Origin of the sequence: Brevundimonas sp., assembly GCF_035627475.1 — a bacterium.
GTDB lineage: Bacteria > Pseudomonadota > Alphaproteobacteria > Caulobacterales > Caulobacteraceae > Brevundimonas.
This window is the reverse complement of record NZ_DASPLR010000045.1, coordinates 94,809-114,545: the sequence shown is the minus strand read 5'-3', so window position 1 is coordinate 114,545 and position 19,737 is coordinate 94,809. Positions and strand designations below refer to the sequence as shown.

Here is a 19,737-nt window from a genome sequence, read left to right as displayed (position 1 = left end):
GTGATCTGCTAGCGTGTCCGGGCTGAGGAAGAGGGCCGCCGATGCCGCGGAAGTTTCTGGTCGTCGTCGACGACAGTCCGGAGTTCGAGGCGGCGCTGCGCTACACCGCGCGGCGGGCGCGCTCGACCGGCGGCCATCTGGTCATGCTGCGGATCATTCCCCAGGCCGCGCCCGACGCCCACTGGGCCGGGGTGCGCGAGGAGATCGAGCGCCAGACCCGCGCCGAGGCGGAAACGACGCTGAACGCCTGGGCGGCCGAGGCGGCGGAACGGTCGGGGTCCACGCCGATCCTGCTGATCGAGCGCGGCGACCCGCAAAGCTGCATCCGCAAGGTCGTCGGCGAGGACCCGGACATCAAGATCCTGGTGCTGGCGGCCGGCTCGAGCGCGCCGGGGCCGCTGGTCGCCGCGGTGGTCAAACAGGGCGCGGCCTTCACCGGCCGCAAGCTGCCGGTGACCATCGTGCCGGGGGAACTGACCGAGAAAGAGATCGAGGATCTGGCCTGACGCCAGGGCGCTATCGCTCGGCGCGCGGCGCCTCGCTGCTTGAGCGCGGCCCCCTCCACCGCCCGCGGCGGTCCCTCTCCCCCGAGGGTCGAGGAATGCTGCGGCCTCGCGGCGCCTTGAATGGGCCGCTCCGCGAGCGCACTTAGCGGCCATGTTCATCCAGACCGAACCGACGCCGAATCCGAACGCGCTCAAATTCCTGCCGGGCCGCGACGTCTCGGCCGAGCCGCGCGAATTCCGCACCATCGATGAAGCGGCCGCCTCGCCGCTGGCCGAGGCGCTGTTCCAGCTGGAGGGCGTCGCCGGCGTCTTCTTCGGCTCGGACTATGTGTCGGTGACGCGCGACCCGGCCGGGCTCGGCTGGGCGCAGATGAAGGCCCCGATCCTGGCGGCGATCATGGATCATTTCGTCTCGGGCGCGCCGCTGATGCGCGGCGGCGCCTTCGACAGCGCCTCGCCCGACGGCGAGGACAGCGAGATCGTGGCCGAGATCAAGCAGCTGCTGGACAGCCGCATCCGTCCGGCTGTGGCCCAGGACGGCGGCGACATCCTGTTCGACGCCTTCGATCTGGAGACCGGAGTGCTGACCCTGCGCATGCGCGGCGCCTGTTCGGGCTGCCCCTCGTCCTCGGCCACGCTGAAGGCCGGCGTCGAGCAGATGATGAAACACTATGTGCCCGAGGTGACGCGGGTCGAGCAGGTCATTTAAGGCAGGGCGCTATCGCTCGCCGTGCGGCGGCTCGCTGCTTGAGCGCGTGCCGCATGTCGCAAAGGGCGCGGCGGGCGTGAAGCTGAAACAAATCCGTCCTCGCTTCTGCAGGCTGGCGGAGCCATATTCTTTCCATGCCCCGGTTCGAGAGCGACAGCGACGCCCGGCGCCTCGGCGAGGCGCTCGCCGCCCTGCGCCGCGAGTCCGGACTCAGCCAGGCCGAGGCCGGCGAGCGGGTGGGCATGACCAGCCAGGGCTGGGGCCTGTACGAATCGGGCAAGCGGCCCGGCCTTTTCCGTCCCGATGTGCAGCGCCGGCTGACCACGGCGCTGGGGGCCTCTCCCGAGGCGCTGGCGCTGAAGCTCGGCCCCCCGCCCGCCGCCGCTGCCGAACCGGGCTCGGGCATGGAGAGCGCAGGCCGGCCCTTCGCCGGACCGCTTACGGGGGCACGTCGGCTGCAGCTGTCCGACGACGACCTGGCGCCCTGGGCGGCGTCGGGCGTGGTGCTGGAGTATGAACCGGGGCGCTGGCCGCGCCGGGACCAGGGCTGCGTCATCGAGATGGCCGACGGGGAGCTGCGGGTGCGCCTCTACGACCGGGCCGACGCCGACGCCCTGTTCGTGCGCGGTGTGCGGGGCGGCGAGGAGCGGATCGCGCGGACCGCGACCCGGCAGGTGTCGGCGGTCGTCGCCCGGCTGGACATGTAGATGAAACGATTTGGTTGCAAATGGCCTGGTTACGTGAAACTGTTCCGTCGTGAACAGCGGGAGCGCGGCCATGGCCAGGATCGGCGGACCGGAAGAGGTGGACGCCTATGTCGGGGCGAGGATCAGCCTGCGCCGCTCGGCCATGGGTCTGTCGCAGACTGCGCTGGCGCAGCAGCTCGGCATAAGCTTCCAGCAGGTTCAGAAGTACGAGACCGGGCAGAACCGCATCTCGGCCTCGCGGCTGCATCGGGTGGCGACTGTGCTGGCCACCTCGGTCGAGGCCTTCTTCCCGCCGGTGCAGACGGCGCGCGGGCCTTCCGACGCCGGCTGGGAGGCGCTGCGCCACATCACGGCCACGGCGGACGGGCGGGCGGTCGCCTCGGCCTTTCCGCTGATCGAGGACCGCGACCTGCGCAAGGCGGTTGCCCGGGTGGTGCGGGCGCTCGCTCGCGACGAGTAAAGGCCGGCCCTGGAGCGGGGGCATGAGGGTGCTGGTGGTCGATACGGCGCTGGACCTGTGCAGCGCCGGGGTGTTCGACGTCGACGGCGGCGAGGCGCGCGTGCTCGGCCTGCGCTCCGAGGCGATGGCCAAGGGGCATCAGGAGCGGCTGGCGGGGATGGTGCGTGACGCCGTGGCCGAGGCCGGGGGCTTCGGCGGCGTCGACCGGATCGGGGTCACGGTCGGGCCGGGATCGTTCACCGGTCTGCGCGTCGGCCTGGCCTTCGCCCAAGGGCTGGGCGCGGCGCTGGACCGGCCGGTGGTGGGGCTCTCGACGCTGGACGGGCTGGCGGCGTCGGCGGGCGGAGACGGAGCCGTGGCGGCGCTGATCGATGCGCGGCGCGGACAGGTCTATGCGCGCTTCTGGCGGGACGGCGCCGCGCAGGGGCCGGCCGAGGCCCTGTCGCTCGAGGCGGCGCGGGACAGGGTGGCGGCCTGGGGGTCGGGCGCGCGACTGATCGGTTCGGGCGCCGCCCTGATCGCGGACGGGGCCCCAGACGCGGCGGTGATGGACCTTCCCGGTCCGACGCCAGAGGCGCTCGCCCGGCTGACGGCGGCGGCCGATCCGGCGGCCTCCCCGCCCCGGCCGGTGTATCTGCGCGCCCCTGACGCCACGCCGCCGACCCGTCTGCCGGGGCAGCCCCGGCCCCCCGCTCCGTGACCGGCCGGGAGCCGCCCGCCGCCGCCGCGGAGCGGGCCGCGCGCCTCGCCGCTATCCACGCCGAGGCCTTCGCCGGACCGCACGATACGCCGTGGAGCGCGGCGGCCTTCGCCGGGCTTCTGGACCAGGCCGGCGTGTTCGCGGTCGAGGCGCGGGACGGCTTCATCCTGATGCGCGCCGTCGCCGACGAGGCGGAGATCCTGACCCTGGCGGTTCGGCCCGCCGCGCGGCGGGCGGGGGAGGGCCGGCGGCTGGTCCTCGAGGGCCTGGCCGGGGCGGTGGAGCGGGGGGCGGTCCGGGTCTTCCTCGAGGTCGCCGGAGACAATGCGGCGGCGCGGGCCCTCTATGCCGGAACCGGCTTCGTCGAGGCCGGCCGGCGCCCCGGCTACTATGCCGCGCCGGACGGATCGCGCCGCGACGCCCTGCTTCTGGCGCTGAACCTGGACGGCGCGCTTCCCTAGGCGGCCCGGCTTGCCTATCCTGTGCCGATGGACCGGATCGAGAAACTCTGCGCCGAGCGCGGCATGCGCATGACCGAGCAGCGGCGCGTCATCGCGCGCGTCCTGTCCAGCGCCGACGACCACCCCGATGTCGAGGAGCTGTACCGCCGCGCCTCCTCGATCGATCCGCACATCTCGATCGCCACCGTTTACCGCACGGTGCGGCTGTTCGAGGAGGCGGGAGTCGTCGAGAAGCACGACTTCGGCGACGGCCGCTCGCGCTACGAAGAGGCCGGGGACGACCACCACGACCACCTGATCGACACCCGCACCGGCGAGGTGATCGAATTCTTCGACCCCGAGATCGAGCGGCTGAAGACCGAGATCGCCGAGCGGCTGGGCTATGAGCTGATCGGCCACAAGCTGGAGCTCTACGGCAAGCCGATCGACGGGGCCGAACCGTCGAAGCGCGAAGGGCTGATCTTTCGACGCCACGCGGTCCGGGCCGATCCCGCCGACGTCGACTGACGCGGGCATGGCGCGACGGGCGCGGGGGCATTAGAAGTCCCTCCATGACCGAAACCCTTGTTTCGCCGCCGGTCGCGGACGAGGCGGGCGCGCCGACCAAGCGCCTGTTCATCAAGACCTACGGCTGCCAGATGAACGTCTATGACTCCGAGCGGATGGCCGATGTGCTGCGCCCGCTCGGCTATGCGGCCACGGACACGCCCGAGGACGCCGACTTCGTCATCCTCAACACCTGCCACATCCGCGAGAAGGCGGCCGAGAAGGTCTATTCCGAGCTCGGCAAGCTGCGGGCGATGAAGGAGGCGCGCGAGGGCGGCATGACCATCGCCGTGGCCGGCTGCGTGGCCCAGGCCGAGGGCGAGGAGATCATGAAGCGGCAGCCGGCGGTGGATCTGGTGGTCGGGCCCCAGGCCTATCACCAGCTGCCGGAGCTGCTGACCCGAACGGCGCGGGCGCGCGGCGAGCGGATCGGCGCCGACTTCGCGCCGAACGAGAAGTTCGACGCCCTGCAGGTCCCCCGGGGCGGCGAGGGGGTGACGGCCTTCCTGACGGTGCAGGAGGGCTGCGACAAATTCTGCACCTTCTGCGTGGTGCCCTATACGCGGGGCGCCGAGTGGTCGCGGCCGGTCGCCGACGTGCTGGCCGAGGCGCGCGAGCTGGCGGCGCGGGGCGTGCGCGAGGTCACTCTGCTGGGCCAGAACGTCAACGCCTACGACGGCGAGGGGCCGGACGGAAAGCCGTCGAGCCTGGCGCGGCTGGCGCGTGCCCTGGCGGAGATCCCGGGGCTGGACCGCATCCGCTATACGACCAGCCACCCCAACGACATGTCGGACGAGCTGATCGCGGCGCATGGCGAGCTCGACGCCCTGATGCCGTATCTGCACCTGCCGGTGCAGTCGGGATCGGACCGCATCCTGAGGCTGATGAACCGCAAGCACGGGCGGGCGAAATATCTCGACCTGGTCGAGCGCATCCGCGCGGCGCGGCCGGACATGGCCCTGTCGGGGGATTTCATCGTCGGCTTCCCGGGCGAGACCGACGCCGATTTCGAGCAGACCCTCGATCTGGTCCGGCGGGTCAACTACGCCAGCGCCTTCAGCTTCATGTATTCGCCGCGTCCCGGAACCCCGGCGGCGACGATGGCGGCGCAGGTTCCGGACGCCGTCAGCCGCGAGCGGCTGCACGCCCTGCAGGCCCTGCTGACGGAGCAGCAGGTCGCCTTCAACGAAAGCCAGGCGGGGCGGACCCTGCCGGTGCTGTTCGAGCGCAAGGGGCGGCACGGGGCCCAGGCGGTCGGCCGCTCGCCGTATCTGCAGTCGGTGCATGTCGACGACGCGGATCATCTGATCGGCCGGATCGTTCCGGTGGAGATACTGACGGGACAGCAGAATTCCTTGACCGGCCGGCTCACGAACCAGGAGGGCGCGTCCCTCAAGCAGCGAGACGCCACGCGTCGAGCGATAGGGACCCTGTAGATATGGCGCGTGAGAGTGAGTTCCTGGCGCTTGACGACGCCGCCCTGCGCGCCGTCGTGGGCCCCCACAGCCGCCACGTCGCCCTGATCGAGGACGCCTTCAAGGTGCTGGTCGAGGCGCCTGGCGGCGGCGTGACCATCAACGGCTCGACCCGGGACCGGGCCCAGGCGAAACGTGTGATCCAGACGCTGGCGGAGCGGGCCGACACCGGGGCGACGATCACCGAGGCCGACGTGCGCACGGCGCTGGGCGCGGCGGCGACGCAGCCGAGGGACGGGCAGGGGACCGTGGCGCCCAACGCCATCGCCCTGCCGGTGGGGCGGCGCGGGGCGATCGCGCCCAAGACGGCGGCCCAGGCCAACTATCTGGACATGCTGTCGCGCTGCGAACTGACCTTCGGGGTCGGGCCGGCGGGGACGGGCAAGACCTTCCTGGCCGCGGCCTACGGCGCCTCGCTGCTGCGCCGGGGGCAGGTCGACCGGCTGGTGATCACCCGCCCGGCGGTCGAGGCGGGCGAGAAGCTGGGCTTCCTGCCTGGCGATCTGAACGAGAAGGTCGATCCCTATCTGGCCCCCATCTGGGAGGCGCTGAACGACATCCTCGGGCCGGACGACGTGCGCCGGCGGCGCGACAAGGGCGAGATCGAGGCGGCCCCGATCGCCTTCATGCGCGGCCGCACCCTGGCCCATGCCTTCGTCATCGTCGACGAGGCCCAGAACACCTCGCGGCTGCAGATGAAGATGGTGCTGACCCGGCTGGGCGAGGGCGCGCGGATGGTGGTGACCGGCGACCCGTCGCAGATCGACCTGCTCAACCCGCGCGATTCCGGCCTGCGCCACGCCCTGCGCATCCTGAGGGACGTCAAGGGCGTGGCCATCCAGACCTTCGAGGCCCAGGACGTGGTGCGCCACGCCATGGTCGAGCGCATCGTGCGCGCCTACGACGCCGACGCGGCGAAGCACCGCCCGGCCGCCGACCTGGAAGACCCGGACTCGTGAGGGTGGGCGCATGATCGAGGTCGAGGTCGAGGACGAGGCCTGGACGGCCGCCCTGGCCGATGCGGTCGCGGTGGCGGAGCGGGCGGCCCTGGCGGCGCTGGGGACGGTCGAGGGCGACGTGGTCGTGCTGCTGACCGGCGACGCGGAGGTGCGGGACCTCAACGCCCGCTTCCGGGACCGGGACCGGGCGACCAATGTGCTGTCCTTCCCGGCGGCGGAGATGCCGCTTCCGGGGCGGGCGCCGCACCTCGGCGATCTGGTGCTGGCCTATGGGGTCTGCGCGGAAGAGGCCCGGGCGCAGGCCAAGACGCTGGCGGACCATCTGTCACACCTGACCGTCCACGGCGTGCTGCACCTGCTGGGCCGCGACCACGAGGACGAAGGCGAGGCGGAAGAGATGGAGGCCGAGGAGCGGAGCATCCTTGCCAGTCTGGGCGTCGCCGACCCATACAGGGCCGATGCTCAAGCTTGATCCCGCCTCCCGCCGCGGCCGCCTGATCCTGCGCCTCGGCCGTATCGCCCTGGCGTTGGCGGCCGGCGCGGGCGCGGCCCTGGCGCATCCTCCGTTCGGCGTCCTGCCCGGCCTGCTGGGCTATCCGCTGCTGATGCTGCTGGCCGAGCGGTCGGCGACGGTGCGGGGCGGCTTCTGGATGGGCTGGCTGGCCGGCTTCGCCTATTTCTTCATCAGCTGCTGGTGGGTGGCCGAGGCCTTCCTGGTCAATCCGGCCCAGGCCTGGATGGCGCCGTTCGCAGCCTCGCTGCTGCCCATCGGCCTGGGCCTGTTCTGGGGAACGGCCACGGCGCTCTACCGCCGGTTCAATCCCGGGGGCGTCGGGCGGGCCCTCGTCTTCGCGGCCTTCTTCTGCCTGCTGGAGTGGCTGCGCGGCCACGTGCTGACCGGCTTTCCCTGGAACCCGGCCGGGGCCAGCTGGAAGGCCGGCTCGGCGGCTTCGCAATTCGCTTCGGTGGTCGGGGTCTACGGCCTCGGCCTGGTGACCGTGGCGGCGGTTTCGGCCTTCGCTCCGCTGGCGGGGGCTGGATCGCGCAAGGGCCGCATCGGCGCCGCCGCCCTGGGGGCGCTGGCGCTGGCGGCGCTGGTCGTCGGCGGGGCGACGCGGCTTTCGGCGGCGAGGCCGGTCCTGACCGATACGGTGGTTCGCATCGTCCAGGCCGACGTGCCCCAGGAGTCCAAATGGACGCCCGAGGCCTATCGCGGCATCGTCGACCGCTATGTGAACCTGACCGCGCGCGCGGGCGCGGTGGTCCCCGACGTCGTCATCTGGCCGGAGGGGGCGCTGCCGGCCTCGGCCAACCAGGTCTTCGCCTCCGGATCGCCGGACGCCATCGCCATCGCGCGGGCGGTCCAGCCGGGGCAGACCCTGATCCTCGGGCTCGGGCGCGGCGTCGCCGATCCAGCCGCTCCGGACGGCGCCCGCTACTATAACAGCCTGCTGGCTCTGTCCGACGAGGGCGGCGACGGCCTGCGCATCACCGCCACCTACGACAAATACCGGCTGGTGCCGTTCGGTGAATACCTGCCCGCCGGGGACCTGCTGGGGGCGCTCGGCGTCCGCAGCCTGACCCATATGCCGCTGGATTTCAGCGCCGGGCCGCGGCCCGCGCCGATCGCCATCCCCGGCCTGCCGCCGGTCCAGCCGCTGATCTGCTACGAAAGCCTGTATCCCGGCTTCACCCCGGGCGGGGCGGAGCGGCCGCGCTGGATCGCCAACATCTCCAACGACGCCTGGTTCGGACGGACCTCGGGGCCCCTGCAGCATCTCAACCTCGCCAGCTATCGCGCCATCGAGACCGGCCTGCCGGTGGTCCGCTCCACCCCCACCGGTGTCTCGGCCATGATCGATCCGTGGGGGCGGGTGGTCGGAGATCAGCGGCTGGAGCCCGGCGAGAGCGGCGTCATCGACGCCCGCCTGCCGGCCCCGGCCGGGGTGACCGTCTATGGCCGGTTCGGCGATCTGCTGTTCGCCCTCGGCCTGCTCGCGGGGTTCGCTCCCCTGGCCGTGTCCGGACGATTGAGGCGGCGATTCGCCGGCCTCTTCCGGCTCTAATTCTGTCCCATTTCGGCGACTTTCTCGTGGGCGGAGAGGGGCTTAAACGGTTACGCTACCGCTGATTGCGCCCGGTCCTGAAACCGCGCGTTTTTCCGTGACAGCGGGGCGAAGCAGGCGCATTCAATGCAAGCTTAACCCACGAGAGGGCACGACGAACAATGGCCAGAGGCAAGGGCGAGGATGGACCCCATCCCGTGGACCGGCATGTTGGCCGGCGCGTGTGCGAGAAGCGGCTGGCGCTCGGCTACAACCAGAGTGATCTCGGTCGCGCCCTCGGCCTGACCTTTCAGCAGATCCAGAAATACGAGAAGGGCGCCAATCGGATTTCCGCGTCCAAGCTCTGGGACATCGCGCGCTTCTTCAAGGTCGACATCGGCTATTTCTTCGAGGGTCTTAACGGCGCCCAGCTGGCCGGCATGGCCGAGGGCGGGTCGACCTTCGACCATGACTTTCCGGCCACGCGCTACACCATCGAGATCAGCCGCCTGGCGCCCCAGCTGTCGACCCGGCAGCAGAAGCTGGCGCTGGAACTGATCCGCGACATGGCCGACCGCAAGGAAACCGACGAGGCCTGAGCCCCGCCGGCGCCCACTAATCCGCCGTCGACGACCGCCGCTGCCCGAAGGTTGGCGCGGCCGCCTTCTGCTCGGCCCAGTAGGCGGCGCCGTCGCGCGGTTTGAACATGGTCTTGGCCAACCCCTCGCGCGACACCACGGCGAAGGTGTTGGTCGAGGCCTGGTAGAGAAGCACGTCGCCGTTGGGCCGCTCGATCCGCTCGGTTCCCGACGGCGGCCGCTCCGTGAAGGCCCGCACCTTCGACAGATAGTCCTCCGCCGAGGCGGCGTCGAAGTCGGCCCCGTTACGCTCGAACAGCCGCGCCACCTTGGCGTCGACGGTTTCGCGGCGGTTGGCGGTCAGCACAGGCCTCGCCTTCGCCGGGGCCTCGGCCGCCGCCGCCGGAGCGCCCGCGGCCGAGGTCAGCACGGCCTCCGCGCCTTCGGCCGCCCGGTCCCGCGTCTCGACCGCCGATCCCCCGTTGCCGCAGGCGGCCAGCGCTATCAGCGCCAGCGCCGCCGTCGCGCCCGTTCGCATGTTTCTGCCGATCATCGAACCCTCCATCCGAAATCCCCGCAGAGTCCATAACGACGTTATCTTGTTCATGCAATGTTCTTGTTTCGGTCTGCCTCCCTCGACGCCGTGCGGCGGGATCGCTAGATCAACGGGATGACCGCAGCGACGCTTTCCGGACGCAAGATCCTGCTGATCGTCGGCGGCGGCATCGCCGCCTACAAGGCGCTGGAGCTGGTGCGCCTCCTCAGAAAAGCCGGGGCCGAGGTGATGAGCGTCCTGACCGCGGCGGGCGCCGAGTTCGTCACGCCGATGTCGCTGGCGGCCCTGACCGGCCATCCCGTGCGCCAGGCGCTGTTCATGCCCGAGGACGAGACGGCCATGGGCCATATCGAGCTGTCGCGCTGGGCCGACCTGGTGGTGGTGGCGCCGGCGACGGCCGGGCTGATCGCCAAGGCGGCCAACGGGTTCGCCGATGACCTCGCCTCGACCACCCTGCTGGCGACCGACAAGAAGGTGCTGCTGGCCCCGGCCATGAACGTGCGGATGTGGCTGCATCCGGCGGTGCAGGCCAATGTCGCCCGGTTGAAGGGCTTCGACGGCTTCCATGGGGCGGCGGTGGTCGGCCCGGACGAGGGGGAGATGGCCTGCGGCGAGTTCGGGCCGGGGCGGATGGCCGAACCGGCGGCGATCCTGGAAGCCATGGAGGACCTGCTGGCCGGGCCCGACGGACGGCCTCTGGCGGGCCGTACGGCGGTGGTGACCGCCGGGCCGACCTTCGAGCCGATCGACCCGGTGCGGGGCCTGACCAACCGCTCCAGCGGCAAGCAGGGCTATGCGATCGCCCAGGCGCTGGCGGCCCTGGGCGCGCGGGTGACGCTGGTGTCGGGGCCGGTGGCGCTGGCGGCGCCGGTCGGGGTGGAGCGGGTCTGGGCCGAGACCGCGCGGGAGATGCAGGCGGCCGTGCAGGCGGCGCTGAATACGAAAGAGGGGCCGGCGGACATCGCGGTGATGAGCGCCGCCGTGGCCGACTGGCGCGTCGACGGCGTGGCCTCGGGCAAGATCAAGAAGGCCCCGGGCGGTCCGCCGTCGCTGGCCCTGATCGAAAACCCGGACATCCTGGCGGGAGTGTCGGCGCCCGGGAAGTCGCGGCCGAAACTGGTCATCGGCTTCGCGGCGGAGACGACGGACCTTGAGGCCAACGCCCGGGCCAAGCTGTCGCGCAAGGGCTGCGACTGGATCGTCGGCAACGACGTCTCCGACGACGTCTTCGGGGCCGACGGCAATACGGTCACCCTGTTCACCCGCGACGGCCGCGCCGAGTCCTGGCCGCGCCAGTCGAAGACCGAGGTGGCGCGCAGGCTGGCCGCCCGGATCGCCGAACATTTCAGAGCCTGAGGATTCAGCCGACCATGACGACCCTCCGCGTCGAACGCCTGCCGCACGCCGAAGGCCTGCCGCTGCCCGCCTATGAGACCTCCGGCTCGGCGGGAATGGACCTGCGGGCGGCGCTGGCCGACGACGCGACGGTGATCCTGACGCCCGGCGCGCGGGCGCTGGTTCCCACGGGGCTGAAGATCGCGCTGGAGCCGGGCTACGAGGCCCAGGTGCGGCCGCGCTCGGGCCTGGCGCTGAAGCACGGCCTGACCTGCCTGAACTCGCCCGGCACCATCGACAGCGACTACCGGGGCGAGGTCGGGGTCATCCTGATCAACCACGGACAGGAGCCGTTCGTGATCCGGCGCGGCGAACGCATCGCCCAGCTGGTCATCGCGCGGCACGAGCAGGCCGCCCTGGTCGAGGTCGAAACCCTCGACGAAACGGCCCGCGGCGCCGGCGGATTCGGCTCGACCGGGCGCTAAGCGGAGCCATTTCGCCGGAGCGGCGTTAACCCTGCTCACGGCCAAGCTGGCCGCAGAGAGACGGAGGTTGGCGTATGGAGTCCCTGTTCGATTGGATCGGCGCCATCCTGGGCGGCGTGTTCGGCCTTGCCCAGGGCGGGTTCGACGGCGTCAACCAGGTCACGGGCCTGCTGATCGCGGTGATCGCGGCCCTGCTGATGCCGGCGTGGAGCCGGCTGTGGGCGACGGCGCTGGGCGCGGCCCTCGTGCATGTGGCCATCGGCGTGATCCGGCCCGTGCTGGACGGCGCCGCCTTCGTCCTGCCGGACCTGCTGACCCTGAGCTTCTGGATGGGCGTGCTGGCCCTGTTCCTCGGCTATGCGATCGTCATCGCGGTGTTCTTCCTGATCAAGTCGCTGTTCACCGGCGGTGTCGGCCACCGCAAGCACGCGCACTGAGAGCTGGCGGTCTTCAGTTGTCCTTGGCGGGCCGCGGTCGTCGGCCCTTCGGGCCTCCCGACCCGACGCGGCCCGGCGCTCCGCGCATGACGGCGCTCACGCAGCGAGCGACCGCGTCGCGAGCGGCAGCGGCCCAGGCAGGCTAGGCCTGCCGAAAACCAAGAACGTCCTGCATGTCGTAGAGGCCCGGCTTGCGGCTGCGGACCCAGGCGGCGGCGACGACGGCGCCCCTCGCGAACAGCGAGCGGTCGATGGCCGAATGGCTCAGGGTAAGGGTCTCGTCGTCCGAGGCGAACAGCACGGTGTGCTCGCCGATAACGCCGCCGGCGCGCAGCGAGGCGAAGCCGATGCGGCCCGACTCACGCGGGCCGGTGATGCCGTCGTAGGGCGGACTGCGCACCGCGGCCAGATCCTCGCCGCGACCGCTGGCGGCGGCCTCGCCGAGCATCAGGGCGGTGCCCGAGGGGGCGTCGGCCTTGCGGCGGTGATGGGTCTCCAGCACCTCGATGTCCCAGTCGGCGGCGTCGAGCCGCTGGGCCGCGTGTTCGACCAGGCCGATCAGGATGTTCACCCCCAGCGAGAAATTGCCGCTGCGCACGATGGCCACCGTCTCGGCCGCCTTGAGGATTTCGGCATCCTGTTCAGGGCTGAGGCCGGTGGAGCCGATGACCAGGGCCGGGCCGCCGCGCGCGGCGCAGGCGCGGGCCAGCTCGACGGAGTGGTCGGGCGTCGAAAAGTCGATGATCACGTCGCACAGGGACAGGTCCGGCGTCTCGCCACGGTCGAACCGGGCGGCCACGACGACATCCTCGCGGGCGTCCAGGACTGTCGAGACGGCCCGGCCCATGCGGCCGCGGGCGCCGGAGATGCCGACGTGGAAGATGGCGCTCAAATCAGTCCCCTGAACATGTCGGCGCCACTGTGAAGGTTTTCCCGCCGAACGTCATCCTCAAGGGGCCTACTGCGCGGCTTCGGCCCCGAGGATATCGGCCCAGAACCGTTTGGCCTTGCCGGCGAAGGAGGAGTTGCGCGGCGTCTGGGTGTCGCCGAGGGAGGCGGCCAGCTCTTCCAGCAGTTCCTTCTGGCGCGGGGTCAGGTCGGTCGGGGTCTCGACGAACAGCTCGACCACCAGATCGCCGCGGTTCTTGCCGTTCAGGTGGGGCATGCCCTTGCCCTTGATGCGCACGGTCTTGCCGGTCTGGGAGCCGGCCGGGACCGAGACGGCGGCCTTGCAGCGGCCGTCGCAGGCGTCGGAGGTCAGGCAGGGGGCGTCGATCTCGCCGCCGAGCGCCGCCGTGGTCATGGGCACGGGCACGGTGACCAGCAGATCGAGGTTGTCGCGCTCGAACAGTTCGTGCGGCGTCACCGAGATGAAGACGTAGAGGTCGCCGCGCGGGCCGCCGCGCTGGCCGGCGTCGCCCTCGCCCGACAGGCGGATGCGCGACCCGTCGTCGACGCCGGCGGGGACCTTGAGCTGGAGCTTGCGGTTCTTCCGCACCTGGCCGTGGCCGTGGCAGGTGGTGCAGGGCTCGGCGATCATCTGGCCGTGGCCGCCGCAGCGCGGGCAGGTGCGCTCGACCTGGAAGAAGCCGTTGGCGGTGCGGACGCGGCCGGCGCCCTGGCAGGTGGTGCAGGTGACCGGCTTGGTCCCCGCCTTGGCGCCGGAGCCTTCGCAGGTCTCGCAGGTGGCGGTGGTGGGCACCGCGATCTCGACTTCGGCGCCCTTGTAGGCCTGCTCGAGGGTGATCTCGAGGTCGTAGCGCAGGTCCGAGCCGCGCCGCGGGCCGTGCTGGCGGGCGCCGCCTCCGGCCCGGCCGCCGAAGACGTCCCCGAAGGCGTCGCCGAAGACCTGGGAGAAGATGTCGTTGACGTCGGCGAAGCCCGCGCCGCCCTGTCCGAAGGGATTGCCGCCGCCGCCGTTGACCCCGGCGTGGCCGAAGCGGTCGTAGGCGGCGCGCTTCTGCTCGTCCGAGAGTACGCTGTAGGCCTCGGAAATCTCCTTGAAGCGGGCCATGGCGTCCTCGCAGCCGCCGTTGCGGTCCGGGTGGTGCTGCATGGCCAGCTTGCGATAGGCCGATTTCAGCCCGGCGGCGTCGATGGTCCGTTCGACGCCCAGGATCTCGTAATAGTCACGCGTCGCCATCTGGCGTTCGTCCTCTTACCCTGCCGTTCCGTCGCCGCCTCCGGGGGCCGCTGACCGAACAGGCTGACCGGGCTGACATGGGCGCCCGGCCGACTGATGCAAGTTCCATGAAACGGCCCCGCCCGTCGGGTGACAAGCGGGGCCGCAGCGGTTTCGCGAAGCCTGTGGCTTACGCGCTCTTCTTCTCGTCGCCGGCGTCGGCGTCCGAGACTTCCTCGAACTCCGCGTCGACCACGCCGTCGTCGGCGGGGGCCTCGGCGGCAGCGCCGTCGCCCGCGCCCTGCGAGGCCGCGTACATCGCCTCGCCCAGCTTCATCGAGGCCTGGGCCAGGGTGTTGGTCTTCTCGCGGATGGCTTCCGGATCCGTGCCGTCCCTGGCCGCCTTGAGGTCGTCGAGGGCGGTCTGGATGGCGGTCTTCTCGGCCTCGCCGACCTTGTCGCCGTGTTCGGCGAGTGCCTTCTCGGTCGAGTGGATCAGGCTGTCGGCCGAGTTCTGGGCCTCGACCAGCTCCCTGCGGGCCTTGTCGGCCGCGGCGTTGGCCTCGGCTTCCTTGACCATCTTCTCGATGTCCTCGTCCGACAGGCCGCCATTGGCCTGGATGCGGATCGACTGTTCCTTGTTGGTCGCCTTGTCCTTGGCCGTGACGTGGACGATGCCGTTGGCGTCAATGTCGAAGGCGACCTCGATCTGCGGCATGCCGCGCGGGGCCGGCGGAATGCCCATCAGGTCGAACTGGCCGAGGATCTTGTTATCGGCCGCCATCGGACGCTCGCCCTGGAAGACCCGGATGGTCACGGCCGACTGGTTGTCATCGGCGGTCGAGAACACCTGGCTCTTCTTGGTCGGGATGGTGGTGTTGCGCTCGATCAGCGGGGTGAAGACGCCGCCGAGGGTCTCGATACCGAGGGTCAGCGGGGTCACGTCGAGCAGCAGCACGTCCTTGACGTCGCCCTGCAGCACGCCGGCCTGGACCGCGGCGCCCAGCGCCACGACCTCGTCCGGGTTGACGCCCTTGTGCGGCTCCTTGCCGAAGAAGGCCTTCACGGCCTCCTGCACCTTGGGCATGCGGGTCATGCCGCCGACCAGGACGACCTCGTCGATGTCCGAGGCCTTGAGGCCGGCGTCCTTGAGGGCCTTCTGGCACGGCTCGATGGTGCGCTGGACCAGATCCTCGACGAGGGCCTCCAGCTTGGCGCGCGACAGCTTGATGTTGAGGTGCAGCGGGCCCGAGGCGTTCATGGTGATGAACGGCAGATTGACCTCGTACTGGGTGGTCGAGGACAGCTCCTTCTTGGCCTTCTCGGCCTCTTCCTTGAGGCGCTGCAGGGCCAGCTTGTCCTGGCGCAGGTCGACGCCCTGCTCCTTCTTGAACTCGTCGGCCAGGTAGTCGACCAGACGCAGGTCGAAGTCCTCGCCGCCCAGGAAGGTGTCGCCGTTGGTCGACTTCACCTCGAACACGCCATCGCCGATCTCGAGGATCGAGACGTCGAAGGTGCCGCCGCCGAGGTCGTAGACGGCGATCTTCTGGCCGTCGTTCTTGTCGAGGCCGTAGGCGAGCGCGGCCGCGGTCGGCTCGTTGATGATGCGCAGCACCTCGAGGCCGGCGATCTTGCCGGCGTCCTTGGTGGCCTGGCGCTGGGCGTCGTTGAAATAGGCGGGGACGGTGATGACGGCCTGGGTGACGGTCTCGCCGAGGTAGGCCTCCGCGGCCTCCTTCATCTTGCCGAGGGTGTAGGCCGAGACCTGCTGGGGCGAATAGTCCTTGCCGTGGGCCTTGACCCAGGCGTCGCCGTTCGGGCCCTTGACGATCTCATAGGGCACCATGCCCTTGTCCTTGGCCACCACCGGATCGGTGAAGGCGCGGCCGATCAGGCGCTTGATGGCGAAGAAGGTGTTGGTCGGATTGGTCACGGCCTGACGCTTGGCGGGCTGGCCGACCAGCACCTCGCCATTGTCCTGGATGGCGACGACCGACGGAGTCGTGCGGTTGCCTTCCGCGTTCTCGATGACCTTGGGGTTCTTGCCGTCCATGACGGCCACGCACGAGTTGGTGGTGCCCAGGTCGATGCCGATGATCTTGGCCATGTTTTTTGTCTTTCACTCCATTTCAGCGGACGGTGCGGCGGCCTTTCAAAGCTAAGCGCCGCGCGTGACCGCCCCCGGTGTCAGGGTCTTGGGTCGATTGTACGGTTCCGGCGCAAAGCCCCACGATCTGCGGGGTTTTCCGGCGGCTGTCGCGGATATGGGAAACAGCCCCCCGCCCGCAAGGCCTGATCGCGATTCAGCGTCAGTCTCCGTCAGGTGTGTCACGAAGCGCGCAAAGGCATATAGTGGCGTTAACGATCCGCCGGCGCGCGGGTCAGGAGGAGGGGCCATGCTCGCCCGCAGACTGTTCACCACCGCCCTGATCGCCGCCTCGCTCGGCGTGTCGATTCTGGCCGACGCCGCCGCCGCGCAGGGCGGCCAGTCCCGCGACGGCCAGAACCGCCGCGTCCGCGTCCACAACCAGACCGGCGTGGCGCTGCAGAAGCTGCAGGCGGCCGACGTGCGAACCGGGACCTTCGGGGCCGATCTGCTGGGCGGAACCCCGGTGCCGAGCGGCGCCAGCACGCCGGTGACCATCGACGACGGCGCCGGCGGCTGCCTCTACGACCTGCGCGCCGAACTGGCCGGCGGCCAGGTCCTGCTGCGCGAGAACATCAACGTCTGCCGCATCGCGGATTATTATCTGACGCGGTGAAGGTCGCCACAGGCGCCGACAGGGCCCCTATCACTCCCCCGTGACTCGACGGCCCGGGGAAGCCGCGCCACTGTCCCGCTTTCCACGATGGAGGCCCCGATGCCAGACCTCGTCCGTCCCGAGGGCTCTGAGCCCGACGACTTCCGCTTCAGCCGTCGCGCGCTCGCCACGGGCGGGCTCGGGGGTCTGTTCTTCGCCGGCTACGCGCCGGCCGCGCTCGCCGCCCAGGCCAGCCCGGTGACCACGCCGGCGGACGGGCTGGAGACGGCCAATGTGACCTATCCGGCGCCGGACGGCTTCAACCTGCCGGCCTATGTGGCGCGACCGGCGGGCGACGGCCCCTTCCCGGTCGTCGTGGTCGTGTCGGAGATCTTCGGCGTCCACGAATACATCCGCGACATCTGCCGCCGGCTGGCCAAGGCGGGATACGCCGCCATCGCGCCGGCCTTCTTCGTGCGCGTTGCGGACCCGGCCGGCGCCGAGATGGCGCGGGTGCAGGAGATCGTGGCGGCGGCCGGCTACGAGCAGGTGATGGGCGACATCGCCGCCTCCCTCGACTGGGCCAGCCAGCAGCTGTGGGCCAACGCCGACAAGGTCGGGATCACCGGCTGGTGCTGGGGCGGCAAGGTGGTGTGGCAGGCGGCGGCCCGGTTCGCGGCGATCGACGCCGGGGTCGCCTGGTACGGCCGCCTCGCCCCGCCGGCCAACGCCACCCCGGAGCAGACCGCCGCCGGCGCCCCGTGGCCGGTCGACGTGGCCGACGATCTCAAGGCCCCCGTTCTGGGCCTCTATGGCGAGGCCGACCGCGGCATTCCGCTGGACAGCGTCGAGGCGATGCGCAGCGCGCTGCAGCGCGCCGGCCAGACGGACAGCCGGATCGAGGTCTATCCGGGCGCGCCGCACGGCTTCCACGCCGACTATCGCGACAGCTACCGCGCCGCCGACGCGGCGGACGGCTGGGCCAAGCTGCTGGCGCTGTTCGAGGCGCGGCTGAAGGGGTGATCTCCCGCTCGTGCCGTCATTCTCGGGCTTGACCCGAGGATCAGACCGTCCGGTGCTCGGTGGAATGTCGCACGGTGGCGGACGCGGGGCCGCCCCGCACGCACAGCCCGCCCCTCGCCTCTGATCCCCGGGTCAAGCCCGAGGATGACGGTGTAAGGAGCGTCGAGGGCGGGGAGTCCCCCCGGATCAGGCCTTCCCGTCGAAATTGCCGCCGTCGAGGTCGGCCGCCTTCGCATAGGCCGCATTGCCCGCCGCCGCGCCGGAGCCCTTGGCGGCGACGACGACCATGGCCGGGCGCACGGTGCGGCCGAACAGGGCGTAGCCGGCCTGCAGGGTCTGAAGCACCTGGCCGCCCTGGACCGTGTCGGAGGGCTGTTCCATCATCGCCTGGTGCAGATGCGGGTCGAAGGCCTCGCCCGGCTCGGGGGCCACGCGTTTCAGATTATTGGCCTCGAAAGCCTGCAGCAGCGACTTCTGGGTCAGCTCCAGGCCGGTGACCAGCCCGGCCTCGCCCGCTTCGGCGTTCTTCGGCGCCGCCTGCAGGGCCCGCTCCAGATTGTCGGCCACGCCCAGCAGGTCGCGGGCGAATTTCTGGATGGCGTAGGCGCGGGCGTCGTTGTTCTGGGCCTCGGCACGCTTCTTCGTGTTCTCGGCCTCGGCCACGGCGCGCAGGGCGCGGTCCTTCCACTGGTCGCGCTCGGCGATCAGGGCGTCGATCGGCCCGAGGCCGTCGTCGGGCTCGCCTTCAAACCGTTCGGTTTCACCGATGTCGGCGGCCAGCTCTTCGGAGGTCGGGGTGTCGTCGTGAATGTCGCTCAAGTCTCTTGTCCGTCCAGAATCCGGCCCAGCACCCGGGCGGTATAGTCCACCAACGGTATGACACGGGCGTAGTTCAGTCGCGCGGGGCCGATGACGCCGATGGCGCCCAGCACCCGCTGCCGGCCCGTCATATAGGGCGCCGCGATCACGGCGGAACCCGAAAGCGAAAACAACCGCGTTTCCGCGCCGATGAAGATGCGCACCCCCTGGGCCGTCGAGACGCCGTCCAGCAGGCCGATCAGCTGCTCCTTCTGCTCCAGATCGTCGAAGAGCACGCGCACCCGCTCCAGATCCTCGACCGTCTCGCGGTCCTGCAGCAGGTTGGCGCGGCCGCGCACGATCAGGGCCCGCTCGCGCTCGGCCCCGCCTGACCAGGCGGCGAGGCCGTCCTCGACGAGGCGGGCGGCGGTTTCGTTCAGCTCGCGGCGGGCGACATCCAGTTCGGTGCGCATCTCGGTGCGCGCCTCGTGCAGCGGCCGGCCCCTGAGCCGGGCGTTGAGGAAGTTCGACGCCTCCTGCAGCGTCGAGGGCGTAACCCCGGCCTTGAGCGGCATAAGCCGGTTCTCGACCGTGCCGTCGTCGCCGACCAGCACCGCCAGCGCCTGGTCGTGGCCCAGGGCCACGAACTCCACATGCTTGACGCCGGCGTCGCGCACCGGACTGGCGACGATGCTGGCCCCGCCGGCCAGGCCCGAGAGCAGGGACGAGGCCTCGTTCAGCGCCTCGTCGAAGCTGCGCCCGCTGCCGGCCAGGCGGGCGTCGATCTCGCGCCGTTCCTCGGCCCCGACGTCGCCGATCTCCAGCAGGCCGTCGACGAACAGGCGCAGGCCCGCATGGGTCGGGATCCGCCCCGCCGAGGTGTGGGGCGCGCCCAGCAGGCCGGCCAAGGTCAGGTCCTGCATGGTGTTTCGGATCGAGGCCGGCGACAGCGCCACGCCCGTCAGGGACAAGGTCCGGGACCCCACCGGCTCGCCGGTCTGCAGATAGGTCTCGACGATGCGGCGGAAGATGTCCCGGGCTCGCTCGTCAAGGGCCACGAGGCCGCCGGGCTGCATGGAGGTGGAGGTGAGCAG

General features: G+C 71.0%; 23 protein-coding genes. 17 read left to right on the top strand and 6 right to left on the bottom strand.

The genetic code is table 11. From position 1 onward, the window contains the following. The first annotated feature begins 41 nt into the window (after positions 1 to 41). The 12 genes from VEA62_RS12180 (at position 42) to VEA62_RS12125 (ending at position 9,167) form a co-directional block, all read left to right on the top strand. On the top strand, positions 42 to 506 hold the full coding sequence (locus tag VEA62_RS12180; protein WP_324822002.1) for a universal stress protein: 465 nt from the start codon (positions 42 to 44) through the stop codon (positions 504 to 506). 151 nt (positions 507 to 657) lie between these two features. After that, on the top strand, positions 658 to 1,215 hold the full coding sequence (locus VEA62_RS12175) for a NifU family protein (RefSeq protein WP_324822000.1): 558 nt from the start codon (positions 658 to 660) through the stop codon (positions 1,213 to 1,215). 134 nt (positions 1,216 to 1,349) lie between these two features. After that, on the top strand, positions 1,350 to 1,922 hold the full coding sequence (locus tag VEA62_RS12170) for a helix-turn-helix transcriptional regulator (RefSeq protein ID WP_324821998.1): 573 nt from the start codon (positions 1,350 to 1,352) through the stop codon (positions 1,920 to 1,922). 70 nt (positions 1,923 to 1,992) lie between these two features. Next, complete coding sequence (locus tag VEA62_RS12165; protein WP_324821996.1) at positions 1,993 to 2,382, top strand: helix-turn-helix transcriptional regulator; 390 nt, start codon at positions 1,993 to 1,995, stop codon at positions 2,380 to 2,382. A 22-nt stretch (positions 2,383 to 2,404) separates the two neighbouring features. Beyond that, positions 2,405 to 3,082 (top strand): tRNA (adenosine(37)-N6)-threonylcarbamoyltransferase complex dimerization subunit type 1 TsaB, encoded by a 678-nt coding sequence (gene tsaB / locus VEA62_RS12160; RefSeq protein WP_324821994.1) that lies wholly within the window; start codon positions 2,405 to 2,407, stop codon positions 3,080 to 3,082. Continuing rightward, positions 3,079 to 3,543: a GNAT family N-acetyltransferase gene (locus tag VEA62_RS12155; protein ID WP_324821992.1), complete on the top strand. Its 465-nt coding sequence runs from the start codon at positions 3,079 to 3,081 to the stop codon at positions 3,541 to 3,543. Before tsaB ends, VEA62_RS12155 begins: the two co-directional genes overlap by 4 nt. 27 nt (positions 3,544 to 3,570) lie before the next feature. After that, a complete protein-coding gene (locus tag VEA62_RS12150; protein WP_324821990.1) occupies positions 3,571 to 4,050 on the top strand; it encodes a Fur family transcriptional regulator in 480 nt (159 codons plus the stop codon). 44 nt (positions 4,051 to 4,094) lie between these two features. Continuing rightward, a complete protein-coding gene (gene miaB, locus VEA62_RS12145; protein ID WP_324821988.1) occupies positions 4,095 to 5,525 on the top strand; it encodes a tRNA (N6-isopentenyl adenosine(37)-C2)-methylthiotransferase MiaB in 1,431 nt (476 codons plus the stop codon). A 2-nt stretch (positions 5,526 to 5,527) separates the two neighbouring features. Continuing rightward, a complete protein-coding gene (locus VEA62_RS12140; protein WP_324821986.1) occupies positions 5,528 to 6,523 on the top strand; it encodes a PhoH family protein in 996 nt (331 codons plus the stop codon). 10 nt (positions 6,524 to 6,533) lie between these two features. Continuing rightward, positions 6,534 to 6,995 (top strand): rRNA maturation RNase YbeY, encoded by a 462-nt coding sequence (gene ybeY, locus VEA62_RS12135; RefSeq protein WP_324821984.1) that lies wholly within the window; start codon positions 6,534 to 6,536, stop codon positions 6,993 to 6,995. Continuing rightward, positions 6,982 to 8,589, top strand: coding sequence for an apolipoprotein N-acyltransferase (gene lnt, locus VEA62_RS12130; RefSeq protein WP_324821982.1), 1,608 nt, complete (start codon positions 6,982 to 6,984; stop codon positions 8,587 to 8,589). The genes ybeY and lnt overlap by 14 nt, the downstream gene beginning before the upstream one ends. Positions 8,590 to 8,750: 161 nt before the next feature. After that, positions 8,751 to 9,167 carry a helix-turn-helix domain-containing protein gene (locus VEA62_RS12125; RefSeq protein WP_324821981.1) on the top strand — a complete coding sequence of 139 codons (417 nt, stop codon included), beginning with the start codon at positions 8,751 to 8,753 and terminating at the stop codon, positions 9,165 to 9,167. A gap of 16 nt (positions 9,168 to 9,183) precedes the next feature. On the opposite strand, the gene VEA62_RS12120 is transcribed toward VEA62_RS12125, so the two are convergent. Next, complete coding sequence (locus VEA62_RS12120; protein ID WP_324821979.1) at positions 9,184 to 9,699, bottom strand: S-type pyocin family protein; 516 nt, start codon at positions 9,697 to 9,699, stop codon at positions 9,184 to 9,186. 117 nt (positions 9,700 to 9,816) lie between these two features. Between VEA62_RS12120 and coaBC the strand changes: the two genes are divergently transcribed. The 3 genes from coaBC (at position 9,817) to VEA62_RS12105 (ending at position 11,959) form a co-directional block, all read left to right on the top strand. Continuing rightward, positions 9,817 to 11,058 (top strand): bifunctional phosphopantothenoylcysteine decarboxylase/phosphopantothenate--cysteine ligase CoaBC, encoded by a 1,242-nt coding sequence (gene coaBC, locus VEA62_RS12115; protein ID WP_324821977.1) that lies wholly within the window; start codon positions 9,817 to 9,819, stop codon positions 11,056 to 11,058. A 14-nt stretch (positions 11,059 to 11,072) separates the two neighbouring features. Beyond that, complete coding sequence (gene dut, locus VEA62_RS12110) at positions 11,073 to 11,522, top strand: dUTP diphosphatase (protein WP_324821975.1); 450 nt, start codon at positions 11,073 to 11,075, stop codon at positions 11,520 to 11,522. 74 nt (positions 11,523 to 11,596) lie between these two features. Continuing rightward, entirely contained in the window at positions 11,597 to 11,959 is a 363-nt protein-coding gene (locus VEA62_RS12105; RefSeq protein WP_324821973.1) for a hypothetical protein, read from the top strand. Positions 11,960 to 12,101: 142 nt separating this feature from the next. Here VEA62_RS12105 and dapB read toward each other — a convergent pair whose 3' ends face one another. From dapB to dnaK, 3 genes are all read right to left on the bottom strand, one after another. Next, a complete protein-coding gene (gene dapB, locus VEA62_RS12100) occupies positions 12,102 to 12,851 on the bottom strand; it encodes a 4-hydroxy-tetrahydrodipicolinate reductase (RefSeq protein ID WP_324821971.1) in 750 nt (249 codons plus the stop codon). 66 nt (positions 12,852 to 12,917) lie between these two features. Continuing rightward, the gene (gene dnaJ, locus VEA62_RS12095; protein ID WP_324821969.1) at positions 12,918 to 14,102 is read right to left on the bottom strand and encodes a molecular chaperone DnaJ; all 1,185 of its coding nucleotides are present in this window, start codon (positions 14,100 to 14,102) and stop codon (positions 12,918 to 12,920) included. 169 nt (positions 14,103 to 14,271) lie between these two features. Beyond that, positions 14,272 to 16,188, bottom strand: coding sequence for a molecular chaperone DnaK (gene dnaK / locus VEA62_RS12090; RefSeq protein ID WP_324821967.1), 1,917 nt, complete (start codon positions 16,186 to 16,188; stop codon positions 14,272 to 14,274). Between the two features lie 289 nt (positions 16,189 to 16,477). Here dnaK and VEA62_RS12085 point away from each other — a divergent pair, with 289 nt between their 5' ends. Together VEA62_RS12085 and VEA62_RS12080 are read left to right on the top strand one after the other, a co-directional pair. Then, complete coding sequence (locus tag VEA62_RS12085; RefSeq protein WP_324821965.1) at positions 16,478 to 16,843, top strand: hypothetical protein; 366 nt, start codon at positions 16,478 to 16,480, stop codon at positions 16,841 to 16,843. 99 nt (positions 16,844 to 16,942) lie between these two features. Beyond that, entirely contained in the window at positions 16,943 to 17,845 is a 903-nt protein-coding gene (locus VEA62_RS12080; RefSeq protein ID WP_324821963.1) for a dienelactone hydrolase family protein, read from the top strand. Between the two features lie 186 nt (positions 17,846 to 18,031). Here VEA62_RS12080 and grpE read toward each other — a convergent pair whose 3' ends face one another. Both grpE and hrcA read right to left on the bottom strand, forming a co-directional pair. Further along, complete coding sequence (grpE, locus tag VEA62_RS12075; protein ID WP_414641899.1) at positions 18,032 to 18,625, bottom strand: nucleotide exchange factor GrpE; 594 nt, start codon at positions 18,623 to 18,625, stop codon at positions 18,032 to 18,034. Between the two features lie 35 nt (positions 18,626 to 18,660). After that, entirely contained in the window at positions 18,661 to 19,719 is a 1,059-nt protein-coding gene (gene hrcA / locus VEA62_RS12070) for a heat-inducible transcriptional repressor HrcA (protein WP_324822166.1), read from the bottom strand. Positions 19,720 to 19,737 lie beyond the last annotated feature (18 nt).